24 protein-coding genes are annotated in these 24,267 nt (G+C 30.7%); all 24 read right to left on the bottom strand.

The annotated features are described in order from the left end of the window. Positions 1 to 49: 49 nt before the first annotated feature. Entirely contained in the window at positions 50 to 763 is a 714-nt protein-coding gene (locus PZA12_RS06705; RefSeq protein WP_077839304.1) for a ClpP family protease, read from the bottom strand. 201 nt (positions 764 to 964) lie between these two features. Beyond that, positions 965 to 2,161, bottom strand: a complete 1,197-nt coding sequence (gene dapG / locus PZA12_RS06700) for an aspartate kinase (protein ID WP_103698990.1) — start codon at positions 2,159 to 2,161, stop codon at positions 965 to 967. A gap of 16 nt (positions 2,162 to 2,177) precedes the next feature. Then, a complete protein-coding gene (locus PZA12_RS06695) occupies positions 2,178 to 2,459 on the bottom strand; it encodes a YlmC/YmxH family sporulation protein (RefSeq protein WP_011968547.1) in 282 nt (93 codons plus the stop codon). 67 nt (positions 2,460 to 2,526) lie between these two features. Further along, positions 2,527 to 3,834, bottom strand: coding sequence for a M16 family metallopeptidase (locus tag PZA12_RS06690; RefSeq protein ID WP_077839306.1), 1,308 nt, complete (start codon positions 3,832 to 3,834; stop codon positions 2,527 to 2,529). A 49-nt stretch (positions 3,835 to 3,883) separates the two neighbouring features. After that, positions 3,884 to 5,989 (bottom strand): polyribonucleotide nucleotidyltransferase, encoded by a 2,106-nt coding sequence (locus PZA12_RS06685; protein ID WP_077844545.1) that lies wholly within the window; start codon positions 5,987 to 5,989, stop codon positions 3,884 to 3,886. 106 nt (positions 5,990 to 6,095) lie between these two features. Continuing rightward, positions 6,096 to 6,359 carry a 30S ribosomal protein S15 gene (rpsO, locus tag PZA12_RS06680; RefSeq protein WP_011968544.1) on the bottom strand — a complete coding sequence of 88 codons (264 nt, stop codon included), beginning with the start codon at positions 6,357 to 6,359 and terminating at the stop codon, positions 6,096 to 6,098. A gap of 119 nt (positions 6,360 to 6,478) precedes the next feature. Next, on the bottom strand, positions 6,479 to 7,414 hold the full coding sequence (locus tag PZA12_RS06675) for a bifunctional riboflavin kinase/FAD synthetase (protein WP_077844546.1): 936 nt from the start codon (positions 7,412 to 7,414) through the stop codon (positions 6,479 to 6,481). 57 nt (positions 7,415 to 7,471) lie between these two features. Then, the gene (gene truB / locus PZA12_RS06670; RefSeq protein ID WP_406760305.1) at positions 7,472 to 8,347 is read right to left on the bottom strand and encodes a tRNA pseudouridine(55) synthase TruB; all 876 of its coding nucleotides are present in this window, start codon (positions 8,345 to 8,347) and stop codon (positions 7,472 to 7,474) included. Between the two features lie 104 nt (positions 8,348 to 8,451). Next, positions 8,452 to 9,429, bottom strand: coding sequence for a DHH family phosphoesterase (locus tag PZA12_RS06665; RefSeq protein WP_077839310.1), 978 nt, complete (start codon positions 9,427 to 9,429; stop codon positions 8,452 to 8,454). Beyond that, positions 9,422 to 9,778 carry a 30S ribosome-binding factor RbfA gene (gene rbfA / locus PZA12_RS06660; RefSeq protein ID WP_011968540.1) on the bottom strand — a complete coding sequence of 119 codons (357 nt, stop codon included), beginning with the start codon at positions 9,776 to 9,778 and terminating at the stop codon, positions 9,422 to 9,424. The genes PZA12_RS06665 and rbfA overlap by 8 nt, the downstream gene beginning before the upstream one ends. Before the next feature lie 17 nt (positions 9,779 to 9,795). Beyond that, positions 9,796 to 11,883, bottom strand: a complete 2,088-nt coding sequence (gene infB / locus PZA12_RS06655) for a translation initiation factor IF-2 (RefSeq protein WP_077839311.1) — start codon at positions 11,881 to 11,883, stop codon at positions 9,796 to 9,798. A gap of 26 nt (positions 11,884 to 11,909) precedes the next feature. Next, entirely contained in the window at positions 11,910 to 12,221 is a 312-nt protein-coding gene (locus PZA12_RS06650; protein ID WP_011968538.1) for a 50S ribosomal protein L7ae-like protein, read from the bottom strand. Next, a complete protein-coding gene (gene rnpM / locus PZA12_RS06645; protein WP_017210732.1) occupies positions 12,214 to 12,480 on the bottom strand; it encodes an RNase P modulator RnpM in 267 nt (88 codons plus the stop codon). Before rnpM ends, PZA12_RS06650 begins: the two co-directional genes overlap by 8 nt. Positions 12,481 to 12,493: 13 nt before the next feature. Beyond that, positions 12,494 to 13,690: a transcription termination factor NusA gene (nusA, locus tag PZA12_RS06640; protein ID WP_078114867.1), complete on the bottom strand. Its 1,197-nt coding sequence runs from the start codon at positions 13,688 to 13,690 to the stop codon at positions 12,494 to 12,496. Positions 13,691 to 13,706: 16 nt separating this feature from the next. Next, positions 13,707 to 14,165, bottom strand: coding sequence for a ribosome maturation factor RimP (rimP, locus tag PZA12_RS06635; RefSeq protein ID WP_077839312.1), 459 nt, complete (start codon positions 14,163 to 14,165; stop codon positions 13,707 to 13,709). A 453-nt stretch (positions 14,166 to 14,618) separates the two neighbouring features. Next, complete coding sequence (gene ispG / locus PZA12_RS06630) at positions 14,619 to 15,698, bottom strand: flavodoxin-dependent (E)-4-hydroxy-3-methylbut-2-enyl-diphosphate synthase (protein ID WP_077839313.1); 1,080 nt, start codon at positions 15,696 to 15,698, stop codon at positions 14,619 to 14,621. Between the two features lie 332 nt (positions 15,699 to 16,030). Then, on the bottom strand, positions 16,031 to 17,041 hold the full coding sequence (gene rseP, locus PZA12_RS06625) for an RIP metalloprotease RseP (RefSeq protein WP_077841116.1): 1,011 nt from the start codon (positions 17,039 to 17,041) through the stop codon (positions 16,031 to 16,033). 17 nt (positions 17,042 to 17,058) lie between these two features. After that, positions 17,059 to 18,222, bottom strand: a complete 1,164-nt coding sequence (gene dxr, locus PZA12_RS06620) for a 1-deoxy-D-xylulose-5-phosphate reductoisomerase (RefSeq protein WP_103698989.1) — start codon at positions 18,220 to 18,222, stop codon at positions 17,059 to 17,061. Positions 18,223 to 18,346: 124 nt separating this feature from the next. Then, positions 18,347 to 19,315, bottom strand: a complete 969-nt coding sequence (locus PZA12_RS06615; protein WP_103698988.1) for an AI-2E family transporter — start codon at positions 19,313 to 19,315, stop codon at positions 18,347 to 18,349. Between the two features lie 404 nt (positions 19,316 to 19,719). After that, positions 19,720 to 20,514 carry a phosphatidate cytidylyltransferase gene (locus PZA12_RS06610; RefSeq protein WP_077838858.1) on the bottom strand — a complete coding sequence of 265 codons (795 nt, stop codon included), beginning with the start codon at positions 20,512 to 20,514 and terminating at the stop codon, positions 19,720 to 19,722. A 15-nt stretch (positions 20,515 to 20,529) separates the two neighbouring features. After that, the gene (locus PZA12_RS06605) at positions 20,530 to 21,288 is read right to left on the bottom strand and encodes an isoprenyl transferase (protein WP_103698987.1); all 759 of its coding nucleotides are present in this window, start codon (positions 21,286 to 21,288) and stop codon (positions 20,530 to 20,532) included. Positions 21,289 to 21,699: 411 nt separating this feature from the next. Further along, positions 21,700 to 22,257, bottom strand: a complete 558-nt coding sequence (frr, locus tag PZA12_RS06600; RefSeq protein ID WP_077838856.1) for a ribosome recycling factor — start codon at positions 22,255 to 22,257, stop codon at positions 21,700 to 21,702. Between the two features lie 228 nt (positions 22,258 to 22,485). Then, positions 22,486 to 23,208 (bottom strand): UMP kinase, encoded by a 723-nt coding sequence (gene pyrH / locus PZA12_RS06595; protein ID WP_017210741.1) that lies wholly within the window; start codon positions 23,206 to 23,208, stop codon positions 22,486 to 22,488. Between the two features lie 108 nt (positions 23,209 to 23,316). Then, a complete protein-coding gene (gene tsf / locus PZA12_RS06590) occupies positions 23,317 to 24,234 on the bottom strand; it encodes a translation elongation factor Ts (RefSeq protein WP_017210742.1) in 918 nt (305 codons plus the stop codon). Positions 24,235 to 24,267: the final 33 nt, after the last annotated feature.

Raw genomic sequence — 24,267 nt, 5'->3', positions numbered from 1 at the left:
AAAACAAAAATCGGCTATAGATTTTTTTCTATAACCTTAAAAATAGATACTATTTTTCTATGAGTTCATTAAGTTTACTTAAAGCTTCCTGTATTCCTCCAACTTGATCAATAAGTCCACAATCAACTGCTTGCTTTCCAATTAACATTGTTCCAACATCATTTAATAAATCATCTGTTTGAAGCATAAACCTTTCTAAAGTATCTTGTTTTATATTTGATGTTCTAACTATAAACTCATTTATTCTTTCTTGCATTTTCTTAAAGTATTCAAATGTTTGCGATACTCCAATTACAAATCCATTCATTCTTACTGGGTGAACTATCATTGTTGCAGATGGTGTAATAAATGAAAAATCTGCTGATGTAGCAAGTGGCACTCCTATAGAGTGACCTCCACCAATAACTATTGAAACGGTTGGTTTTGACATACTTCGAATCATTTCAGAAATAGCTAAACCTGCTTCCACATCTCCTCCAACGGTATTTAAGACTATAAGCAACCCTTTTGCATCGTCATTTTGCTCAATGTCTATTAATTGAGGTATGATGTGTTCATATTTTGTGGCTTTTGTTTGTGGCGGAAGTACAGAATGTCCTTCAATCTGCCCTATTATAGATAAAACCTGTATTCTTTTATTTGGTGTTGCTAATGTAGTATTTCCAAGTTCTTTTACATTTTCTATTTTATCTTGTGCTTCTGATGTATTTTTATCTTCTTTTTCTTTCTCTTTCTCATTATTATTTAAAATATATTTATCCATAAAATAATTCCTCCTATACTCTTTTTATTTTGTACAGTAGGAATTATTTTATTCATAAGTGAAATTCCAAATCTATAATTTAGTTAATTGAACTTACTCAGCAAATCGAGTTTCCTTTTGAATTCCAAATCTATGATTTGATTAATCGAACTTACTACCTATAAAAACTCATGGAATGCACTTAGTTTAACTTCCTTTATATTAAAGTTTAAAAGTTTTATGTAAAACATTTATCGCTTCTTTTTCGTTTTCAGAGTGAACCAAGCACCAGATTGTCATATGCGAATCTGCTGTCTGTAGTACTTCTATATTATTATCACTTAATGCCTTGATTATTTTAGCCATTACTCCTGGTATTCCCTTCATTCTCGAACCAATAACTGCTACTTTGCTGCAGTTATCTATCAAAGTATACTTCAAGTTAGCATTGTTTAAAACATTTTCTAAAATCTCTTTATCCACTTGATTTATAGTGAAAATTTGCTCATCAGGGAATATATTTATTAGGTCTAAGCTTATTTTATTTGCGGCTAATAAATCCAATACATTTTTGTATTTCACATTTCCTTGATTTTCTACAGCCCTGATAGAAATCTGAATTCTATTCTTTTGGCTTGCGATTCCTGTCATTATCCTGTCATTACCTTTATCCCCAAAGTTGTTTATTAAAGTTCCTTTACTATTGCTCATAGTATTTTTAATTAATATAGGAATATTTCCTTCCATAGCAACTTCTACAGCTTTTGGATGAATTACTGTTGCACCCTTATCCGCTAGTTGGAATACTTCATTATAACTTATTACATCAATTAAATTTGCATTTTCAACCACTCTTGGATCTGCTGTCATAATTCCATCTACATCAGTATATATTTCAATTGCTGACGCTTTGAGGGCCACTCCTAAAATAGAAGCCGTTGTATCACTTCCCCCTCTACCTAAAGTAGTTAAATATCCGTTTTCAGTCATTCCTTGAAATCCAGTTACTACAGGAATTCTTCCTTGAGACACTAACTCTAATATTTTTTTAGGTTTCACCTCAATACAAGTTGCATCTGTAAAATTATTATCAGTTAATATTCCTGCTTGTCCGCCAGTAAGTGGTACAGCATCAATTCCTGCATTATATAAATCATTACTCATAACAACTGAGCTTATAATTTCTCCACATGTCATTAATAAGTCTTGTGCTAACTTATTGGCATTTTTAAATTTATCGCTTATTAATGATAATAATGTATCTGTTGCATATGGCTGACCTTTTCTTCCCATCGCTGATACTACTACAACAGGACTATATCCTTCTTTAATAGCACTCTTAACTTTTTCAATTACTTTCCTTCTATTTTCTTCAGTGGATACTGAAGTTCCTCCAAACTTTTGTACAACTATTTTCATTAAATTTCCTCCTGAATTATAACTTTACTTTTTTTATTACTTCCTCATCTGCATCTAATATGATAGTTTTAGCACCAATTTTTTTTACACAATCCCATGGAATTTCTAAAAAATCTTTACTGCTAAACAGATTAAATTTTCCGCCACTTAAATTAACTATTAAATATTTAAAGTTTCCTTCTTCATCTATTATTAAATCATTATTTAATAGATAATCATACTTTTCACCATCATTTATATTAATAAGTTCGTATCTCTCTATATCACTTAAATATTTTACCTTATTTTCTTCGCTCATAATAAAAACCTCCTTTTAGTACTCATAAAATAATATGAGAAAAGGAGGTGTATTATTACATAATCTTCTATAAATTAATTTTACCATTATGATTTGAGTTATCATATGCTTTTGCATTCTTTAGTATTATAGAATCTAATTTACTATATTCTACATCTTGCCCAACATACGCTGCATTTATAACTCCCTTTTTAAAACATCTTTCTAAGACGTATTGTATATCATCTTTTCTTATATTATCTATTTTCTTTATTACTTCTTCTTGAGTTTTTATTTTATTTCTAAACAGGAATGTCTTTGCATTCGAAAACATTCTCGAACTCGTACTTTCAAGCCCTAAAATATAATTAGCTTTAATTTTCTCCTTGTTTATTTCAAGCTGCTTATCAGTTATTCCATTCTTACTAAATAGAGTAATTTCTTTTTCTATAACCTCTAAGGCCTTCTCTCCATAATTTCTATTTAAGCCGGCATATATATTTAACGTTCCTACTCCCTGAAATGGTTGCAGGTAAGATGTTATAGAATAACACAATCCTAATTCTTCTCGCACTTTTTGGAAAAGGATTGAAGATGCGCCACTTCCAAATATATTATTAAGCAGCACTAATGCGTAATTGTTTTCATCTCCATAAGGCAATCCCTCTAATCCCAAAGAAATATGAAGCTGCTCAATTTCTTTCTTTGCATATGCAGAATCAACTTGTATTATTGTCTTATCATATTCTGGAGTATATTCACCTTTACTTTTCCATTCACCAAAGTATTTATTAATCAATTCATCTAACTCTTTATCATTGAATTTACCACAAACTGATATTACAGAATTATATGGAGTATACTTTTCACTAATAAAATTTAATATCTTTTCTCTAGTAAATGACTTTACCAATGGTATTGTTCCTAAAATAGGATATCCTAACGACTCATTTCCAAAACAAGCTTTAGAATGCACATCATCTAGTACATCTTCCGGTGAATCTTCACTCATATTAATTTCTTCAATTACTACGCCTTTTTCTTTTTCTATCTCTTCTGGATCAAATTTTGCATTTAAAAGTATGTCTGAAAGAACATCTAAAGTTAAATCCAGATGGGTATCTAATGCTTTTATATAATAGCAGGTAGCCTCTTTACTTGTGAAAGCATTGATCTGTCCTCCAACATTTTCAATATCCTCCATTATTTCTTTCGAAGTTCTTTTATCAGTTCCTTTAAAAAACATATGCTCAATAAAATGCGATATCCCATTAACTTCTGGGTTCTCATTTCTAGAACCATTTTGAACCATTACTCCAACACTGATAGAGTTTAAGTGTTCTATTTTTTCTGTTACAATTCTTAATCCATTTTTAAGGGTATATGTGTTATACATTTTGTCCTTGCCCTCCTTCTTAGTTAAAAAAAAGGCAATTAATTGCCCTTTATTTCTCTTCCTTATTTTCTTGTTCTAATAAAGCATCTTTTCTTGAAAGATTTATTCTACCTTGGTTATCAATTTCTGTAACCTTAACTAAAATCTCATCTCCAATAGATACTACATCTTCTACTTTGTTCACTCTTTCTTTAGCTAACTTAGAAATATGAACTAATCCTTCTTTACTTGGTAAGATCTCAACAAATGCTCCAAATGTAGTTATTTTAGTAACTTTTCCAAGATAAACTTCTCCGGCTTTAACTTCTTTAGTTAATCCTTCTATTATCTTTATGGCTTCATTAACACCATTATGATCAGTTGAGCTTACAAATACAGTTCCATCTTCTTTTATATCTATCTTAACTCCTGTATCTTGTATTATTTTATTTATAACCTTACCGCCTGCTCCTATTACATCCCTTATTTTATCAGGATTTATGCTCATAATTTGTGTTTTTGGAGCATATAATGAAACATCTTCTCTAGGTGTAGAAATACATTCATTTATTTTATCAATTATAGTAAGTCTAGCTTTTCTAGCATCTCTTATAGCATTTTCTACTACATTAAAACTAAAACCTTGAAGCTTAGTATCTACTTGAATAGATGTTATACCTTCTGTTGTTCCAGCTACCTTGAAATCCATATCTCCAAAGAAATCTTCTATTCCTTGAATATCAGTTAATACTGCTTCTTCACTTAAATCTTCTGAAGTTATTAATCCCATTGCAATACCAGCTGCTGGTCTTTTAATTGGTACACCTGCATCTAATAATGCTAATGTTGAACCACAAACTGATGCTTGTGAAGTTGAACCATTAGAACTTAAAACTTCTGATACTAATCTTATTGTATATGGGAATTCTTCTTCGGAAGGGATTAATGGTTCTAAAGCTCTTTCTGCTAAAGCTCCATGACCTATTTCACGTCTACCAGGACCTCTTAAAGGTTTTACTTCTCCAACACTGTATCCTGGGAAATTATAATGATGCATATATCGTTTTGATTGAGCTTCATCTATTCCATCTAGTATTTGAATCTCGCTAATTGACCCAAGAGTTGCAACTGTCATTACTTGAGTTAATCCTCTTGTGAATAATCCTGTACCATGTGTTCTAGGTAAAATTCCTACTTCACACCCTAATGGTCTGATTTGATCAAATGCTCTTCCATCTGGTCTTCTCTTATCTTTTAGAAGCATATGTCTTACAACTTTCTTTTGCATAGTGTAAAGAACTTCTTTAATATCACCCATTTTATCAGCATATTTTTCACCAAATGCTTCATTAACTTTTTCATAAACTGCATCAACAGCAGCATTTCTTTCATCTTTTTCCATGATGTACATTGCTTCTTTAATCATGTCAGATGCAAATTCTTTAACATCTTTTTCAAGTTCTGGATCTACAGCATATAATACTGGCTCATCTTTTTTCTTTCCAAACTTAGCTACTGCTTCTTCTTGGAATGCAATAATCTTTTGACACTCATCAAAACCATATTTAATGGCGTCTATCATAGTATCTTCTGGTATCTCCTGTCCACCAGCTTCAATCATCATTACTCTTTCTTTTGTAGCACACACTGTTAAGTGAAGAATGCTTTTTTCACGGCCTTCTGTATCTGGATTTGTAACGAATTTACCATCGATAATTCCCACTTGAACTGCTGCAGCTGGAATTGTATAAGGAATACTTGAAAGGCATAATGCAAGCGATGCTGCATTAATTGCTAAGATTTCTGGCAAATTATCTTTTTCTACGGATACAACTGTAGTAACAACTTGAACGTCATTTCTGTATCCCTTTGGAAATAGAGGTCTTAGAGTTCTATCAACAGCTCTACCATTTAATATAGCTTTTTCTGATGGTCTTCCTTCTCTCTTGATAAATCCACCTGGAATTTTACCTACTGCATATAATCTTTCTTCATATTCAACACTTAGAGGAAAGAAATCAATTCCTTCTCTTGGCTGCTCTGATGCATTAACATTAGTTAAAATTACTGTGTCTCCATAGCTAGTAAATGTTGCTGCATTTGATAACATACCTACTTTTCCGAACTCAACTTTCAATTCTCTTCCAGCGATTTCAGTCGTTAGAACGTTATTCATAATTTATGACCTCCCTTTAGGTTCATCTAATCATTAATAATATTGTATAATTTTTCTATAATTTGTATAGTTTAAAATAATAGAGCGGAAAACTCCGCTCTAAAAATTATCTTCTTAAACCTAATTCTTTGATTAAAGTTCTATATCTTTCGATATCTTGATCACTTAAATAGTTTAAAAGACCTCTTCTTTGACCAACCATCATTAATAGCCCTCTTCTTGAGTGATGATCTTTCTTATGAACTTTTAAATGTTCAGTTAAAGATTGAATTCTTTCAGTAAGTAATGCTACTTGAACTTCTGGTGAACCAGTGTCTCCTTCGCTTCTTCCAAACTTTTTAATTAATTCCAATTTTCTTGCCTTATCCATTATAAGTGCACCTCCGTGTATTATATTAATTATCCCCTAGTTCCAAGTAAAAGATGGCACCTTACAACTTAGAATTAGGTTCCCTGTGTTATTATATCAAAAGTAACTATTATTGTAAACTATATTATTAAAGCCGACATGCAATTCTCATTTTTTGCAAAAGCCTTATCATTTTCGAGCTGGTCCTTTAACTCTTCTAAACTATTAAATTTTTCTTCGTCGCGGATTTTTTTTATAAAACTCACATCTATTTTATCTCCGTATATTTCTTTATTAAAATCTAATATATACGTTTCTACCGTTAAATTTTTACCTTCAACCGTAGGATTATATCCAACAGATGTAATTCCTTTATATATATTATTATTTACCTTAATATTAGTATAATATACACCAATCTTAGGTAAAATGAAATTTTCATCATATTTTAAATTCGCTGTAGGAAAACCTATAGTTCTTCCAATTTTCTTTCCATGAATAATTTCACCACTTAATGTATAAGGCATGCTGAGCATATTATTAGCTTCTGAAACCTCACCATCTTGAATGGCTTTTCTAATTCTAGTACTGCTTACAACATCGTTATTATATGTACATGGATCCATAACATATAGTTCATACCCATATTCATTTTGCAATTCTCTTAGAAGTTCTACATTTCCTAAATTTTTGTATCCGAATTTATAATTAAACCCTACAACAAACCCCTTGATATTATAATTAACTATCAAAAACTCTATAAATTCCTTTGGAGTCATTTTCATAAATTCAAGATCAAATTCCTTAAAGCAAACTATATCTACTTTATGTTTTTCCAGAATTTTTGCTTTTCTTTCATTGTCCATCAAAAGTTTTACTGAGTTTTCTTTATTTATAAGAGTTCTCGGATGGTTTTTAAATGTAAAAACCATACTTCTCCCTTTATTTTTTTTTGCAACTTCTACTACTTTGTTTATTAAAGAAAGATGCCCAATATGAAGTCCATCAAAACTTCCAAGAGCTATATAATTATTAGAACTTTGAATATCTTTTGAATGTTTATCTATAATTATCATTATCCTTACTCCTAAATCAAGGCACCCAGAAAAACAGCTACATACTAGTTAAGATGCCTAAAGCAACAATTTTTCGATTTTGAATCCATCATCATCTTGTTTTCCAATTCCTATAAAAGTACCTTCACTATCATATACCCTATATAAAACATTTTTTTCTCTTTTTTCATTTGTCAATCTCTTATCGAATACTTTAACTCCATTTACTAATAATTTAGTAAATGTACTCTTTACTGTAATCTTAGGGTAAAAAGAAAGTGCATCCTCTATAGTCATAATATAATCTTGTATATTTTCCTTAGTTAAATCATCTATGTTTACACTATCTGATTGCTTAAAAATAGATGTTTCAGATCTATTTAATTCTGCCATAGCTGCTCCAACTTTTAGTTTTTCACCAATATCATAACATAAACTTCTAATATATGTCCCTTTTGAACAAGCTACTTTCATATATACATAAGGTAATTCAATCTTCAAGTCTGATATATTAAATATTCTAACTTTTCTCGCTTCTCTTTCTACCTCAATACCTTTCCTCGCCAAATCATAGAGCCTTACTCCATTTTTTTTAAGGGCAGAATACATAGGTGGAACTTGGTCATATTCTCCGATAAAAGATAATGCAACCTCTGAAACTTCATCACTCTTAATATGATCTATTTCATTCTTCTCCAATATCTCACCTTCAAGATCATATGTAGTTGTCTTCACTCCAAGTAGAAACTTCACCTCATATACCTTATTACTGTTCATTATATAATCAATAGTTTTTGTAGCTTTTCCAAGGCAGACTGGAAGGACTCCAGTAGCTTCTGGGTCCAATGTTCCAGTATGACCAACTTTCTTCTCGTTAGCTAAGAATTTTATTTTTCTAACTACATCAAAGGAAGTCATTCCTTTATTTTTGAATATATTTAATACTCCATTTATCTGTGAAGTTTTTGTATCTTTCATATATGAATTCTCTATTCCTTCCTTATATAAGTGAAGTTATTACTTACTTTTCATAAATATAATTTATATTTTATTTTTTATTATTTAAGCTCTTCTTTAAGTATCTTTAGCAGATTTTCTTTTGCAGTTTCTATATCTACGCCTTTTTGCATAACTCCAGCAGCTTTTATATGTCCGCCACCGCCATATACTTCTGCAACTTTTCGAACATCCACATCATTTTTAGATCTTAAGCTTCCTTTAACTCCATCTTCAACTTCTTTCAAAAGCATAGAAACTTCTACGCCTTTAATTCCAAGGCCAACTGAAATTATATCTGAAGTATCAGTATTTTTTAAGTTAAATTCCTCTAACATTCCCTTCGGTATCTCAAGGACTGCCACTTTATTTTCTAGAGCGAGCTCAATATTAGATAACACACATCCCATTAATTTTACTTTCTCAAATGGTTTATTATCAAAAAGATTGCTATGGACTTTACTGTTGTTTACTCCAAGTTCTATAAGTTCTGATACTATTTTATGAGTTCTCTTAGTAACATTGGAATGTCTAAAAGAACCTGTATCTGTTACAATTCCTGTATAAACTGCACTCCCTATATTTATTTCAACATCAGTTTTATTCTTAAAATCAATTCCTAACTCTTCTGCTAGCAAATATGATATTTCACATGTGGCTGCTGCACTTACATCTACATAATTAATAAATCCATATTCTTCATTTGAAATATGATGATCAATATTAATGACCTTACCTTTGTAATTACTTAGATCTGCAGATATTCTTTCAACATTACCACAATCTAGTATTATTACAAGATCAGTACCTTCTTTTGGTTCTAAAGTATTACCATCAATTTCATTTGCAAAAGAAAGGAAAGAGAGGTTATCAGAAATAACATCTCTTGATATAATATATGAATCCTTCCCTAAATGCCTTAATGCATTTAGTAGTGCTAAAGTGCTACCTATAGCATCTCCATCTGGAGATGTATGGAATGATAATCCAATTCTTTTTGATTTTAAAATCTCTTCTTTTATTTCTTTAAGACTACTCATTACCCTTACTTATCCTTTGAATTAATTCATCCATATGCATACCGTAATTTATAGAGTCATCTAATTCAATAATTATTTCTGGTGTGTGCCTTAAATTTATTTTTTGGCCTACTGATTTCCTTATAAATCCACTTGCATTTTTTAATGCCTCTAGATTATTTTTCTTTTCCTCATCATCTTTAGAGAATATGCTTACATAAACCTTAGCATATCTTAAATCTTTTGTAACTTTAACATCTGTAACTGAAATCATAGCTGTAAGTCTTGGATCTTTAACTTCATTTTGAATTAAATTACTAATTTCTCTTTTAAATTCTTCGTTAATTCTTCCACCTCTATAGTTTGCCATGTTGATCTTCACCTCTTTTAAAGTTCTTTTCTCTTAATTGCCTCCATCATGAAGCATTCAACGATGTCACCTTCTTTAATATCGTTAAATTTTTCAATTGTTAAACCACATTCGTATCCAGCATTAACTTCTTTTGCATCATCTTTAAATCTCTTTAATGATGATAATGCAGATTCAAATATTACTATTCCATCTCTTATAACTCTTGTCTCTGCATTTCTTTGAAGTTTACCCTTTAGTACATAACAACCAGCAATTGTTCCTACATTTGAAATTTTATAAGTTTCTCTTACTTCTGCTGTTCCTAATATAACTTCTTTATAATCTGGTTCAAGCATTCCTATCATTGCTGATTTAACATCATCAATTGCATCATAGATAATTCTATAAGATTTAATATCTACTCCATCTCTATCAGCTTGAGCAGCTGCATTGTTATCAGGTCTTACATTAAATCCGATAACTATTGCATTAGATGCTGTCGCAAGAGTTATATCTGTTTCAGTTATAGCTCCAACGCCACCATGAATAACTCTTACCTTTACATCATCAGTAGAAAGTTTTTCTAAAGATTGCTTTATAGCTTCAACAGAACCTTGAACATCTGCTTTTACTATTATAGCAAGCTCTTTAACCTTACCTTCTTTAATTTGATTATATAAATCTTCTAATGATACTCTATGGTTAGCAAGTAAAGTTTCTGCTTTTAATTTGTCTTTTCTGCTTTCAGCCATATTTCTAGCAGTTTTTTCATCTTTTACTTGATTAAATCTATCTCCAGCTTCTGGAACTTCAGAAAGTCCGAGAACCTCCACTGGTATAGATGGTCCAGCAGATTTTATTTTTTTACCAGTATCATCAAACATAGCCCTTATTCTACCATATGTAGATCCGACTAATATAGAATCTCCTACTCTTAAAGTTCCATTTTGAACTAAAAGACTAGCAACTGCTCCTCTACCTTTATCTAATTTAGCTTCTATAACAGTTCCAACTGCTCTTCTATCTTTGTTTGCTTTAAGCTCAAGCATTTCTGCAGTAAGTAGAACCATCTCTAATAACTTATCAATATTAAGGTTTTGTTTCGCAGATACTTCTTCACATATAGTATCTCCGCCCCAGTCTTCTGCAAGCAATCCTTGTTCAGCTAATTCTTGCTTAACTCTATCTACATTTGCTCCTGGTTTATCTATTTTATTTATTGCAACAACAATAGGAACTCCTGCTGCTTTACAGTGATTGATAGCTTCCTTAGTTTGTGGCATGATTCCATCATCTGCAGCAACAACTAATATAACGACATCTGTAATTTGTGCACCTCTAGCTCTCATAGCTGTAAACGCTTCATGACCCGGAGTATCTAAAAATGTTATTTCTTCTCCGTTCAATTTAATAGTATAAGCACCTATATGCTGAGTTATACCACCTGCTTCTGTATCAGTAACTTTTGCTTTTCTTATACAATCAAGTAAAGATGTTTTACCATGGTCAACATGACCCATAACAGTTACAATTGGTGGTCTCTTTTGAAGATTTTCTTCATCATCTTCTTCTATTTTTAATACTTCTAATTCTTGAATTTCTTCTTTTCTTTCAACTAAAACTCCATATTCAGCACATACCTTTTCTGCAGTTTCAAAATCTATTTCCGCATTTATTGCTGCCATAACTCCAGCAAAAATTAACGTTCTTATTACATCATTTGAAGGTTGTTGCAATTTTTCTGCCAATTCCTTAACGGTTATGCTTCCACCAATTTCAATTACTTTACCTTCAGCCTCTGCTTCAGCAGCTATTCTTGCTTCTTCTTGTTCTTCTTTTTTAGTCTTTTTCTTTTTCTTTATACCTTTGTTAAGTTGTTCTGCTAATTCATCTTCATATTCGTCAACTATGCTTTTTGAATTCTCAGCATTATCAGCCGATGCTACTAAATCGCTTGGTGATTTTCCTGCTAATAATTCTTTTATTAATTCAGCATCTTCATCTTCAATTGTACTCATATGATTTTTTACTTCTATATTAAATTCTTCCTTTAATATAGTTATTAATTCCTTTGACTCTATGTTTAATTCTTTTGCTAATTCATGTACTCTTATTTTTGACATGCAGTCACCCCCGTATTATTATCTACTCATATATTTTTTTCCTCCTCATATAACGCTAACAGTCTTTTTGCTATATCGTTATCTAGAATTCCCAGCAACATAATTTCTTTACGTCCAATTGGAGGTCCTAGTTGTTCTTTTGAGAAGTCTTCAATATATGGTATATTTTTTTCATTACAATGCTTTTTAAATTTATCTTTAGATTTATCTGATAAATCATTAGATATGATAAAAAGATAAATTTTAGTATTATTTCTATAGTCATCACACTTGCTATATCCTTCAAGCAAGTTTCCTGACTTCTTTGCCATACTTAGAAAGTTAAAAAACTTATTCATTATTTACTTCATCCTTTAGTTTATTATAAATTTCTTCACTTATAGGAATTTCTAAATTTCTACTAAGTCTTTTTGCTTTAAATGCTTTTTCTAAGCACTCTGTGTTCTTACAAATGTATGCGCCTCTTCCTGATTTTTTACCAGTCAGATCAACACACACTTCGCCTTCTGGAGTTTTAACTACTCTTATTAATTCTTTTTTGGGTTTCATTTCCATGCAACCAGTGCACATTCTTAAAGGAATTTTCTTAACCTTCATGAAAAGCACCCCTCTATTCTTGTATTTCTTCCATTGAAGTTTCTTCATCTATTGAATCATCAACTTCAATATCATCAAAAATTTCTAATTCATTTAAATCAGTAGTTTGTTCATTTTCTATTTCTACTTCGGTATTTAGAATTCTTTCATCTTCTTCATCTTGTGCTTCTTTTTGAGATTTACTCTTTATATCTATCTTCCAATTTGTAAGCTTAGCCGCAAGTCTTACATTTTGGCCTTCTTTACCTATTGCAAGAGATAATTGATTATCATCAACAACAACCTTAGCAGATTTATTATCTTCATCAACTGCTACACTTAAGACCTTTGCAGGACTTAAAGAATTAGCTATAAATTCTTCTGGATTCTTGCTCCATTTTATTATATCTATTTTTTCGTTTTTAAGTTCATTAACTATACTTTGTACTCTTACTCCTTTTGGTCCCACACAAGCGCCCATTGGATCTACTTCTTCATCGTTAGAGTATACAGCTATTTTACTTCTTGAACCTGCTTCTCTTGAAATACTTTTAATTTCAACTACTCCTTCAAATATTTCTGGAACTTCAAGTTCGAATAGTCTTTTAACTAATCCAGGATGTGTTCTTGATACATGTATTTGAGGTCCTTTATTACCATTTTTAACTTCAACTATATATAGTTTTAACTTTTCGTTGAATTTATATTCCTCATTTGGAATTTGTTCATTAGGTCCTATTATACCTTCCAATTTTCCCAAATTTACAAAAACAATACCTTTATCTTTTCTTAATATAGTCCCTGTAATTATATCAAATTCTTTTTCTTTGTATTCGTCATATATTATAGTTCTTTCAGCTTCCTTAATTCTTTGAGTAACAACCTGTTTAGCAAGTTGTGCTGCAACTCTTCCGAAATTTTTAGGAGTTACTTCTAAACTTATAATATCATCAACTTCACTTTTTGGATTTAATTCTTTAGCTTCTTCTAATGAAATTTCTGTTACATCATCATATACCTCATCAACTACTGTTTTTTGAGCATATACATGTATTTCTCCTGTTTCTCTATCAATATTAACTTTAACGTTTTGCGCATTTGTATTGGCATTGGCATAATTTTTCTTATACGCTGCAACCATCGCATCTTGAATAGTTGTAAAAAGTAAATCTTCACAAATCCCCTTTTCCTTAACTAATTCTTTAAGAGCACCTACAAACTCTTCATTCATTTTTATACCCTCCTCGTTATATTTCCCCTTCTAAATTTGCTGCTTTAATTTTATCTCTTGGTATTTTAACTTCTGTCTCGCCTTCTACTAATATAGAATCTTCTGAGACATCTCTTAATACTCCTTTTACACTTTTCACTCCATTTAGTGAACTAGTAAGCCTAATTAGCACTTCTCTTCCTATGTACTTATTAAAATGCTCTTCTTTATATAATCCTCTATTTAGACCTGGTGAAGAAACTTCTAGATAATAGGCTTCCTTAATTGGATCTTCTGAATCTAGAACATCACTAACTCTTCTTGAAACTGCTTCACAATCATTTAGTGATACTCTACCTTCTTTATCTATATATATTCTTAAGTAAAACTCACCGTTTTCCTTAACATATTCTACATAATATAATTCACATGACAATTCTGAAACAATAGGTCTTACTAATTCTTCAATTCTTTCAATCAATACATCTTTTTTCATCTTTCTAACCCTCACTTTCATCTTTTAAAAACACATGTCTCATATCTATCTTATGCATTTTTAAAATTTGTAATCAAAAACGCAACTATCTTAAGTTAGTTGCGTTACAAACAGAAAGAGCGGGTAACTTCCCACTCCTTTTTTCTAGCTATTAGAAATAAATCTTCTTATATGATATCATAAACAAATTAACTTTACAAGTGATATTCCCAAATTTTAAATATCTGCTCAATATTTTAATGCATAGTTCATAATTCACAATTTTAAAATACCTTTTATAGACATACACATTATTATATATACTTAGCCATAATTTTTCAATCTGCGAAAACATCCTTAATTACACTTCGTGCCTTTTTAATCTATGAATTATTCTTAATTTTTCTTCTCACCTTTTTCATCTGTGAAATGTTCTTAATTGCGCTCCACACCTTTTTCATCTGTGAAATGTTCTTAATTGTGCTCCGCACCTTTTTCATCTGTGCATAATTTTTCTATTTCTTCCATTAGGGCATCAATAAGATCTTCTTCCTTTACTTTCTTTATGATTTCGCCTTTTTTAAAAATTATTCCTTCTCCTTTTCCACCAGCAATACCAATATCAGATTCTCTAGCCTCTCCAGGCCCATTCACAACACATCCCATGACAGCAACTTTAATATCTTTTTTATAATTTTCAAGCCTTTTCTCAACTTCTTCTGCAATTTTTATCAAGTTTATTTGTGTTCTACCGCAAGTAGGACAAGATACGAATTCAACACCTTTTTTCCTTAATCCCAATGCTTTTAAAATTTCAATTCCAACCTTTATTTCTTCAATTGGATCAGTGGTTAATGATACCCTTATAGTATCACCTATTCCTTCTGCAAGAAGCGTCCCTATTCCTATACTTGATTTAATTGTCCCTCTTTGAATAGTTCCTGCTTCTGTCACTCCTAAATGAAGAGGGTAGTCACATTTTTCTGCTATCAATCTGTAACATTCTATCATCATTTGTACACTAGATGATTTTATGGATATCACAATATCGTGAAAGTCTAAATCCTCTAAAATTTTAACATGCCTTAAAGCACTTTCAACCAAACCCTCTGCAGTTGGCATGCCATATTTTTCTAGAATATCTTTTTCTAGAGACCCAGAATTAACACCTATTCTTATTGGTATCTTTTTCTCACTACAAGCTTCCTTAAGTATTTTTATTCTATCTACACTTCCTATATTACCAGGATTTATTCTAAGAGCTGAAACACCATTTTCTATTGCTTTTAGCGCTAATTTGTAATCAAAATGTATATCTGCAACTACTGGGATTGGAGATCTTTTTGTAATTTCCCCTAGGCTTTCTGCATCTTCCATATCCAAAACTGCGCATCTTATGATATCACATCCAGCGTTATATAGCTTTTCTATTTGATTCAAAGTACTTTCTACATCCTTAGTACGAGTGTTTGTCATTGATTGTACTGTGACAGGTGAATCCCCTCCAACAAATACATTTCCAACCTTGACTTTTCTAGATTTTCTTCTTTCCATACAATGTATCTCCTCTAATTATAATTAACCTAAAATATAAACATTATATATATTGCAAAAATAATTCTTCATCATAATTCTAAAAATATTGCAAGAATTTTAGCCGTAATTGTGAATTGTGCATTGCATCATATATATTCTTGTACATTTTTCTTTTATAAAAATATTTCTAATACTACTTTTAATATCATCTTATAATTTTTATAAATTGTACATTATTAAAATTATGTATAGTAAGCTTAATACATTAAACTTAGCAAACTTGCATCCATATAAGAATCACTTCAAATCTGAATGCAAGTTTTTTATAGTTATAAAATCATTTTTTATTCCTAGAACTTTACAGGAAACAATATATCTTTTATTGTTACTAATATCATCAAGCCTATAAGTGCAGCAAATCCTATATAATTTAAAACTCCAACTATTTTATCCGGAACTTTTCTTCTAGTTATTAACTCTATAAGTAATATCACACACCAGCCTCCATCTAAAGCTGGGAAAGGTAAGAGATTAAAAACAGCTAAATTAACACTTAAAAAAGCAGTAAAGTAAAGTAGTGGCCAAATTCCAGCTTTAGCAGTTTCTGCTGACATCTTAACTATTGTAAGTGGACCACCTACATCAGTTTTTAAATTTGCCTTACCTGTGAATATCATCTCTAAACCTTTAAAAGTTTGAGAAACTAACGATGCTGTCTGATTAAAACTTTGCTTAAAGCTCTCAGCATATCCTGGATTTTGAACTCTTTCAAAATTAAGTCCTATTAACAATTGGCCTTGTTCATTCTTCTTTGGTGTTACTACAACGTCTTTCTTTTCTCCATTTCTTTCAATAGAAATATCCACTGGATTTCCATTTGATAATACTATTCCAGCCGAAATATTATCGTATGAGAAAGCTCTCATTCCATTTACTTTCACTATTTTATCTCCTGGTAAAATCCCTGCTTCTGAAGCCGGTGAGTCTGGAGTAACGCCAGTCGGAATCTTATTTGTGTACCCAAACGCATGTATAAAGAAAGTAAAAATAACTATCGCTAATACATAATTCATAAATACACCAGCAATTATTATACTTATCCTTCTCAACGGAGATTTTGCTGAAAAACTTCTTTCATCTTCAACACTTTCTTCTTCTCCCATCATTTTTACATATCCACCTATTGGAAATAATCTCAAAGAATATTGTGTTTCTTTTCCTTGGTTGGAAAAAATTTTGGGTCCCATCCCAATTGAAAATTCTTCTACTCTTACTCCATTAAGTTTCGCTAATGTAAAATGTCCAAGCTCATGAACTATTATTAAGACTCCAAATGCTAATATAGCCAAAATTATATACATATTAAATTTTTCCCTCCTTAAAGTACCGCATTTTTTATTACATATTCCTTAACTTCTTTATCTAAATCAATAATGTTTTCTAGGGTTAATTCCTTGTTTGCCTGAGCTTTGAATACTTCCATACATCTTTCTATTATGTCAGCTATTTGTAAAAATTTTATCTTTCTATCTAAAAATAGCTCTACCGCCGCTTCATTTGCCCCATTTAAAATAGTTGGCATAAGTCCGCCTGCTTTCCCAGCTTTAAACGCTAAACTTAAAGCTTTAAAAGTATTTATATCAGGTTTTTCAAATGTTAATTGAGATATTTCATAAAAATCTATCGTATCTGCAATACGCTTTTCCCTATTTTCGTAAAGTAGAGCATATTGTATTGGTAATCTCATATCCTGTGCTCCAAGTTGTGCAACTATACTTCCATCATTATATTCTACCATCGAATGCACAATACTTTGTGGATGAACTACGACCTGTATATTATCGTAATCACAGTTAAAAAGCCAATGTGCTTCTATCACTTCAAGTCCTTTATTCATAAGTGTCGCAGAATCTATGGAAATTTTTCTCCCCATATTCCATTTTGGATGTTTCAGTGCATCTTCCACCTTTATATCTTCAAGATTTTCTAAAGTTCTTCCTCTAAAAGGTCCTCCTGAAGCAGTTAAAATTATTTTTCTTAAAGTATTTATATCATTCCCCCTTAAGCATTGAAATATAGCACTGTGTTCCGAATCCACTGGAAATATTTTTACATTGTTCTCTTTGGCAGCTTTCATTACAATTTCGCCTGCTACAACCAAAGTTTCCTTATTGGCAAGAGCAATGTCCTTTTTTGCCTCTATAGCTTTCATAGTTGGCTCTAATCCTATCATTCCAACTACAGAAGTTACTACCATATCAATTTCATTTAAAGAAGCTATCTCATCAAGTCCTTCTATACCTTCCAATACTTTAATCTTTTTATCATGCTCTTCACAATATTTTTTTATTTCGTGAGCACTTGCAGCATCCATCATACCTACATAAAAAGGTTTGAATTCTTCAATTATCTCAATAACTTTTTTTACAGATGTGTTTGCTGTTACTCCTATAAGCTTTAGTTCTCCATTTGATTTTCTTATTACATCTAAGGTCTGAGATCCTATCGAACCCGTAGCCCCTAGTATAGAAATGTTTTTCATTATTTTTCCTCCTAAAAGCAAATCTTAATCAGTACTGCTTAAGGTTTAATTCGAAGATTAAAAGCGTCTCAATTAACTTTAAATAAATTATTTAAATCAAACTAAGATTCTTTATTCTTCATAATCACTCAGTACTATAAATTATTTCTTTTGCTAGAATGCTATACATTGGGCCAATTAATATACCTAAAACACCAAATATTTTCACTCCTATGTATATAGATAACAATATAACAAGAGGGTGCATATCTAATTTATCGCCTAAAAATTTAGCCTCTAGTATTTCCCTAATAACTTGCACTAGTATATATAGACATATAAGACCAAATGCAGTAAGGAAATTCTTCATTATAATATTGTATATTATAATCGGGATAAATACAATTATAGTTCCAACATATGGTAATACATCTAAGATTCCACACACTATACCAAGTGCAAAAAAATTCGATACCCCAAGTATACAAAAGCCCATTATTATCTCCATAGTTGAAATTATGACTAAGATCCCCTCTATTCCAATCATTTGAGTAAAATTTTCTTTTTGATCTCTAAATCTCATCATCATTTCCTTTGGAAGTAACATAGAAATTAATTCTAAGATTTTTGATTTATCAATCAATATAAAAAAGGCACATATGTTTCCTATAAAATAGGCTAAAACACTATCCCCAGTATTTACTGCTCCCTTCCTTATATTCTGATCATTAATTATAGATATTACACTCTTTCCAATTTCCAAGTTATTAAAATTTACATTTAACGCAACTGAAATATCCTGAATAAATTTCTCTATCCATTCTAAATTTGTTAGGTATAATTTTTTTATTATATAAAAAATTTCACTTCCCAAATATATTGTCACAAGTATTATAATAATATTGACAGTAACAATACTTAAAGCCCCCGCAATTTTACTTGGTATTTTAGCCTTAATCATTATTTTGTATATAGGAGTACATACTATGATTATTATAATCATTGATAAAAACGGCTTAAAATAGTATTTTATAAAAAAAGTTCCTATTAATACAAATACAAAAGACAATAAAAGTGAGAAAAGTTTCTTATAAGTTTTAAAAATATTCTTCACCTCACTAACCTAATAATTATTAATATTTGTATATTATATGCCAATCATCTTCTGTTAAAAACTTCATAACTTAACTTATATAAAAAAATTAAAGATGACTGCTATTAAGTTCCGTATTGTGCTTCGCACTCTTTTCATATGTGTAGATTTTTTTACGCATCTGGCTTTTTCAAACTTATGAGAGAAAAATTTAACAGGCGAATATATTTTCTTTTTTATTCTTTTTATAAGCCATAGCTTTCTGAATCAATCTTTTCCATAACTCATCTGCAGATTTAGCTTGAATATAAATCCTTAGAGATTACAAACTTGTGAATTCTTTGTAAATCTAAAAGTTCAGTTAACGCAAAAAAATTAAGCCTTATATAAGTTATACTATATAACGCTTAATTTCTCTCTAATTTTTAAATCTTTATTATAAAAGTTAAGTAATAAAATACTGCTGCTGCTGAAAAAATTATACTATCGAATCTATCTAGAACTCCCCCATGGCCAGGAATTAAATTACTATAATCTTTCACTCCTACATATCTTTTTATTGAGGATGCAACCAAATCTCCTAATTGTCCAAATAATCCGCATAAAATACCAATAATAAAATAATTATATATTGGCATAATATTAACATACTTTTGTACTACTATTCCAAATATACCTGTAAAAACAGTCGCCCCTATAAGGCCTCCTATTGAACCTTCTATGGTTTTCTTAGGTGAAACTTTAGGTGAAAGTTTGTGCTTTCCAAAAAGCTTTCCACTATAAAAAGCAGCTGTATCTGAAAGCCATGATCCTATAAATATAATCCAAACTAAAAATTCACCATGTGCTTTCACATTAACAAGATACACAAAACTAAATAAAATTCCACAATATATAAAACCAAGCAATGTTAGTGATGTGTCAATAAAAGTGTATTTCAAGTTTATAACCGGAAATATCAATAATATGAACGTTGCAGCAACAACAACATACATCATATTTTCGAAATTGTTATTCAAAAGATAATATATTATCAACAGGATATATCCTGCACTTCTCATTGGTTTAAAATCATTCTCTTTTAATGCATTGTAAAATTCCCACAAAGCCATCGCTGACAATGCAAATATAAAGCATTTAAGATAAATTCCCCCAAGAAATACAAACACTATAAATGGAGCAATCATAGCAGCACCCAAATATCTATTATTAGACTTCAAAATCTAACCACTCCTCTATTTAACTTTTCCAAAGCGCCTATCTCTATTTTGATAATCCGCTATAGCTTTTCTTAAATTTTCTTCTTTAAAATCAGGCCAATTAATATCAGAATACCAAAATTCTGAGTAAGCACATTGCCATAATAAAAAGTTACTAAGCCTTTGTTCCCCTGATGGTCTAATAATTAAATCCGGGTCAGGTATCCCTTTTGTATATAAATACTTTTCTACTAACGCTTCATTAATATCTTCTTCGCTTAATTTGCCATTCTTTATATCTGAACCAATGAGCTTAATAGCTCTAATTATCTCATCTCTGCCACCATAATTTAAGGCAAAATTCAAATTTATTTTAGTATTATTTTTAGTGATTTCTAATGCTTCTTCCAAAGCATCTTGACATTCTTGTGGCAATCTTGTCATATCACCTAAAACATTCATTTTCACACCATTTTCATGACACTCTTTTAGCTCTTTTTTAAGATAAGTTACCAATATTTTCATTATTGCTCCTACCTCATCTTTAGGTCTAGCCCAATTTTCAGTTGAAAAAGCATATAAAGTCAAATTTTTTATTCCAAGCCTTGTTGCTTCCTTTAAAACTCTTCTAATACTCTCCATACCCGCTCTATGTCCCATGCTTCTAGGTAAATTCTGTTCTTTTGCCCATCGTCCATTTCCATCCATTATTATAGCTATATGATTTGGTATGTTATTCATATCCAAGTCAAAATCTTGATTAAATTCCTTTTTTGATTTAAATATATTTAACATCTTTCTCCCCCTAGTTTATTAGAAAAACTTGACCTACCCGCATATATTCTTTATATACATTATTAATACTAAACCTTTTTCATATGAAGTCAACAATAAAGTCTTTACTAATTATCCTCATTTAAACAAAATGTAATAATATGTATTACTCTTCAACAATTTCACAAATATCTTGTTCATACTGATATTGAATCATATTTCACTTTCCCTGAGGAAAAATTCGCTTTACAACTTATCTTTTATCCAAAAATAAGTTAACCCTTATATGAGTTAACTAAATTAACCAATCCAAATAATATATTTAGATTTTTACTCTTCAGCTTGTTCAAAGAATAAATTATTCATATACTAAATTCTGAATTCTAAAATCTGCTTAAGGAAAAAACCTGCTTTTCTAGCAGGCTTTAAAATTTAAACTGATAAGACTTCTTTTTCTTTTGCAGCAATTATAGCATCTATTTCCTTTACAACTGCATCAGTCTTCTTTTGAACCTCATCTTCAGCTTTTTTTATTTCATCTTCTGATAAATCCGCATCCTTTTTTAATGCTTTTATTTTATCATTAGCAGTTTTTCTTATTGATCTTATAGCTACCTTAGCTTCTTCTCCTGTTTTTTTAACATTTTTAACAAGAGTTTTTCTAGTTTCTTCTGTTAATTCTGGTATTACTAATCTGATGATTGAACCATCACTTGAAGGATTTAATCCTAAATCTGATTTCAATATAGCTTTTTCTATCTCTTTCAATAGAGGCTTTTCCCACGGTGTTATCATAAGTACTCTTGGCTCTGGAGCTGAGACATTAGCTACTTGGCTAAGTGGGCACATGCTTCCATAATATTCAACATGAATTCTATCAAGCATCGTAGGGTTCGCTCTTCCTGCTTTCATTGTTGATAAATCTGATTTTAATACAGATATTGTTTTTTTCATTTTTTCTTCTGCATTTTGAATAATATCCTTAATCATGATTTTTCCTCCTATTTCTTTTTAAACACATAAAAGAAATAATAGACCAAAGATGCTACGTATATTTCGCGTCAGACACGGAAATAAATTCTGCTCACAGCGATGCTATTAGTAGAGTTTACTGATGAGCAGAGAACCCAAATCTATGATTTAGTATGAATCGCTTACTCAGCGAGCTCATGCGAGTCGAGCTTCCAATGGCACAAAATAAACAAGCATACTGGTTTATTATTTTCTTGGTTGTGTTGCAACTAATGTACCTATATTTTCTCCATACATAGCTCTTCTAATATTTCCTGGCTCATCTAACCCAAATACAAGGATAGGAATTTCATTGTCCATACACAATGAAGTTGCTGTAGAGTCCATTACTTGTAATCCTTGTTCTAATACTTCTATATATGATAGTGTATCATATTTTTTTGCATCTGAATACTTATGAGGGTCTTTATCATAAACTCCATCAACTTTTTTAGCTAAAAGAATTACATCCGCTTCAATTTCAGCAGCTCTAAGTGCTGCAGTAGTATCTGTTGAAAAATATGGATTTCCTGTACCAGCAGCAAATATAACAACTCTTCCTTTTTCTAAGTGTCTCATTGCTCTTCTTCTTATGAATGGTTCTGCAATTTCCTTCATTTCTATAGCAGTTTGTACTCTTGTTTTAACTCCAACTTGTTCTAAAGAATCTTGTAGCGCTAATGCATTTATACAAGTTGCCATCATTCCCATGTAATCTGCAGTAGTTCTGTCCATGCCTTCTCCACTTCTGCCTCTCCAAATGTTTCCGCCACCAACTACTGTTCCTACTTCAACGCCCATATCAATTAATTCTTTAATTTCAAGCGCAATTCTTTTTGCTACATTAAAATCAAGCCCAAATCCATTAACTCCTGCTAATGCTTCTCCTGAAAGTTTTAAAATTACTCTCTTGTATTTACAATCTGCCATTTATAATTACCTCCTGAATATTTTAGGGATCAATAAAACCTCTTTAATAAGTATATGTACTTTATTTCTTAAAAAAAGAGAACACAAAGTGTTCTCTTTAGGTTTTAACTATTTACCGATTTGTCTTGCAACTTCTTCAGCAAAGTCTACCTTTTCAACTTCGATTCCTTCTCCTCTTTCGTATCTTACGAATCTAGTTATCTTAACTGGAGAACCAACCTCTTTAGATTTCTCTTCTAAGAATTTATTGATTGTCTTATCAGAATCTTTTACCCATGGTTGTTCTAAAAGACAAACTTCTTTAAAGTACTTTTGAATTCTTCCCATTACCATTTTTTCAACGATATTTTCTGGTTTTCCTTCATTTAAAGCTTGAACTCTGTAAATTTCTTTTTCTTTTTCCATAGATGTTGCATCAACATCATCTTTACCTAAGAATAATGGGTTTGCTGCTGCAATTTGCATACAAACTTCTTTTGCAACTTCATCTAAAACTTCTGAAGCTTTATCACAAGAAACTTCTACTAAAACTCCAATTCTTCCACCACCATGAATATAGCTACTAACTATTCCATTATCAATAGAGAATTTAGTAAATCTTCTTACCGACATGTTTTCACCAAGTTTTGCTATTAAAGCTTTTAAACTTTCTGCAACTGTTGCTTCTCCATCAAACTTTTCTTCAAGAAGTTCTTCTACTGTTTTAACTGAAGTTTCAGCTACCATTTTAGCTAACTTATCAGCAAAACCAACAAATTCTTCGTTTAATGCAACAAAGTCCGTTTCACAGTTGAATTCAAGAACTGTTCCTGTTTTCTTATCATCTGAAATATATGTCTTAACTATACCTTCAGCAGCAACTCTACCTGACTTCTTAGCTGCATCTGCAAGTCCTTTTTCTCTTAAGAATTCAACAGCCTTTTCAATACTTCCTTCTGTTTCAACTAGAGCTTTTTTACAATCCATCATTTTAGCTCCAGTCATTTCTCTTAGTTCTTTAACTAATTGTGCGCTTATATTTGCCATAAATTTAATTCCTCCTCTATATCGAAAGTAATC

Source organism: Clostridium beijerinckii, from assembly GCF_036699995.1.
GTDB classification, from domain to species: Bacteria; Bacillota; Clostridia; order Clostridiales; family Clostridiaceae; genus Clostridium; species Clostridium helianthi.
The sequence above is the reverse complement of the archived record's forward strand: the minus strand, read 5'-3'. Positions and strand labels throughout refer to the sequence as shown.

Bases quoted from the DNA above. Each gene is read 5' to 3' on its own strand.
- PZA12_RS06705 (WP_077839304.1), bottom strand. From the start codon at position 763: ATGGATAAATATATTTTAAATAATAATGAGAAAGAGAAAGAAAAAGAA.
- dapG (WP_103698990.1), bottom strand. From the start codon at position 2,161: ATGAAAATAGTTGTACAAAAGTTTGGAGGAACTTCAGTATCCACTGAA.
- PZA12_RS06695 (WP_011968547.1), bottom strand. From the start codon at position 2,459: ATGAGCGAAGAAAATAAGGTAAAATATTTAAGTGATATAGAGAGATAC.
- PZA12_RS06690 (WP_077839306.1), bottom strand. From the start codon at position 3,834: ATGTATAACACATATACCCTTAAAAATGGATTAAGAATTGTAACAGAA.
- PZA12_RS06685 (WP_077844545.1), bottom strand. From the start codon at position 5,989: ATGAATAACGTTCTAACGACTGAAATCGCTGGAAGAGAATTGAAAGTT.
- rpsO (WP_011968544.1), bottom strand. From the start codon at position 6,359: ATGGATAAGGCAAGAAAATTGGAATTAATTAAAAAGTTTGGAAGAAGC.
- PZA12_RS06675 (WP_077844546.1), bottom strand. From the start codon at position 7,414: ATGATAATTATAGATAAACATTCAAAAGATATTCAAAGTTCTAATAAT.
- PZA12_RS06665 (WP_077839310.1), bottom strand. From the start codon at position 9,429: ATGAGTAGTCTTAAAGAAATAAAAGAAGAGATTTTAAAATCAAAAAGA.
- rbfA (WP_011968540.1), bottom strand. From the start codon at position 9,778: ATGGCAAACTATAGAGGTGGAAGAATTAACGAAGAATTTAAAAGAGAA.
- infB (WP_077839311.1), bottom strand. From the start codon at position 11,883: ATGTCAAAAATAAGAGTACATGAATTAGCAAAAGAATTAAACATAGAG.
- PZA12_RS06650 (WP_011968538.1), bottom strand. From the start codon at position 12,221: ATGAATAAGTTTTTTAACTTTCTAAGTATGGCAAAGAAGTCAGGAAAC.
- rnpM (WP_017210732.1), bottom strand. From the start codon at position 12,480: ATGAAGGTTAAGAAAATTCCTTTAAGAATGTGCACTGGTTGCATGGAA.
- nusA (WP_078114867.1), bottom strand. From the start codon at position 13,690: ATGAATGAAGAGTTTGTAGGTGCTCTTAAAGAATTAGTTAAGGAAAAG.
- rimP (WP_077839312.1), bottom strand. From the start codon at position 14,165: ATGAAAAAAGATGTATTGATTGAAAGAATTGAAGAATTAGTAAGACCT.
- ispG (WP_077839313.1), bottom strand. From the start codon at position 15,698: ATGGAAAGAAGAAAATCTAGAAAAGTCAAGGTTGGAAATGTATTTGTT.
- rseP (WP_077841116.1), bottom strand. From the start codon at position 17,041: ATGTATATAATTTTGGCTATATTAGCATTTGGAGTCTTAATAATAGTT.
- dxr (WP_103698989.1), bottom strand. From the start codon at position 18,222: ATGAAAAACATTTCTATACTAGGGGCTACGGGTTCGATAGGATCTCAG.
- PZA12_RS06605 (WP_103698987.1), bottom strand. From the start codon at position 21,288: ATGTTAAATATATTTAAATCAAAAAAGGAATTTAATCAAGATTTTGAC.
- frr (WP_077838856.1), bottom strand. From the start codon at position 22,257: ATGATTAAGGATATTATTCAAAATGCAGAAGAAAAAATGAAAAAAACA.
- pyrH (WP_017210741.1), bottom strand. From the start codon at position 23,208: ATGGCAGATTGTAAATACAAGAGAGTAATTTTAAAACTTTCAGGAGAA.
- tsf (WP_017210742.1), bottom strand. From the start codon at position 24,234: ATGGCAAATATAAGCGCACAATTAGTTAAAGAACTAAGAGAAATGACT.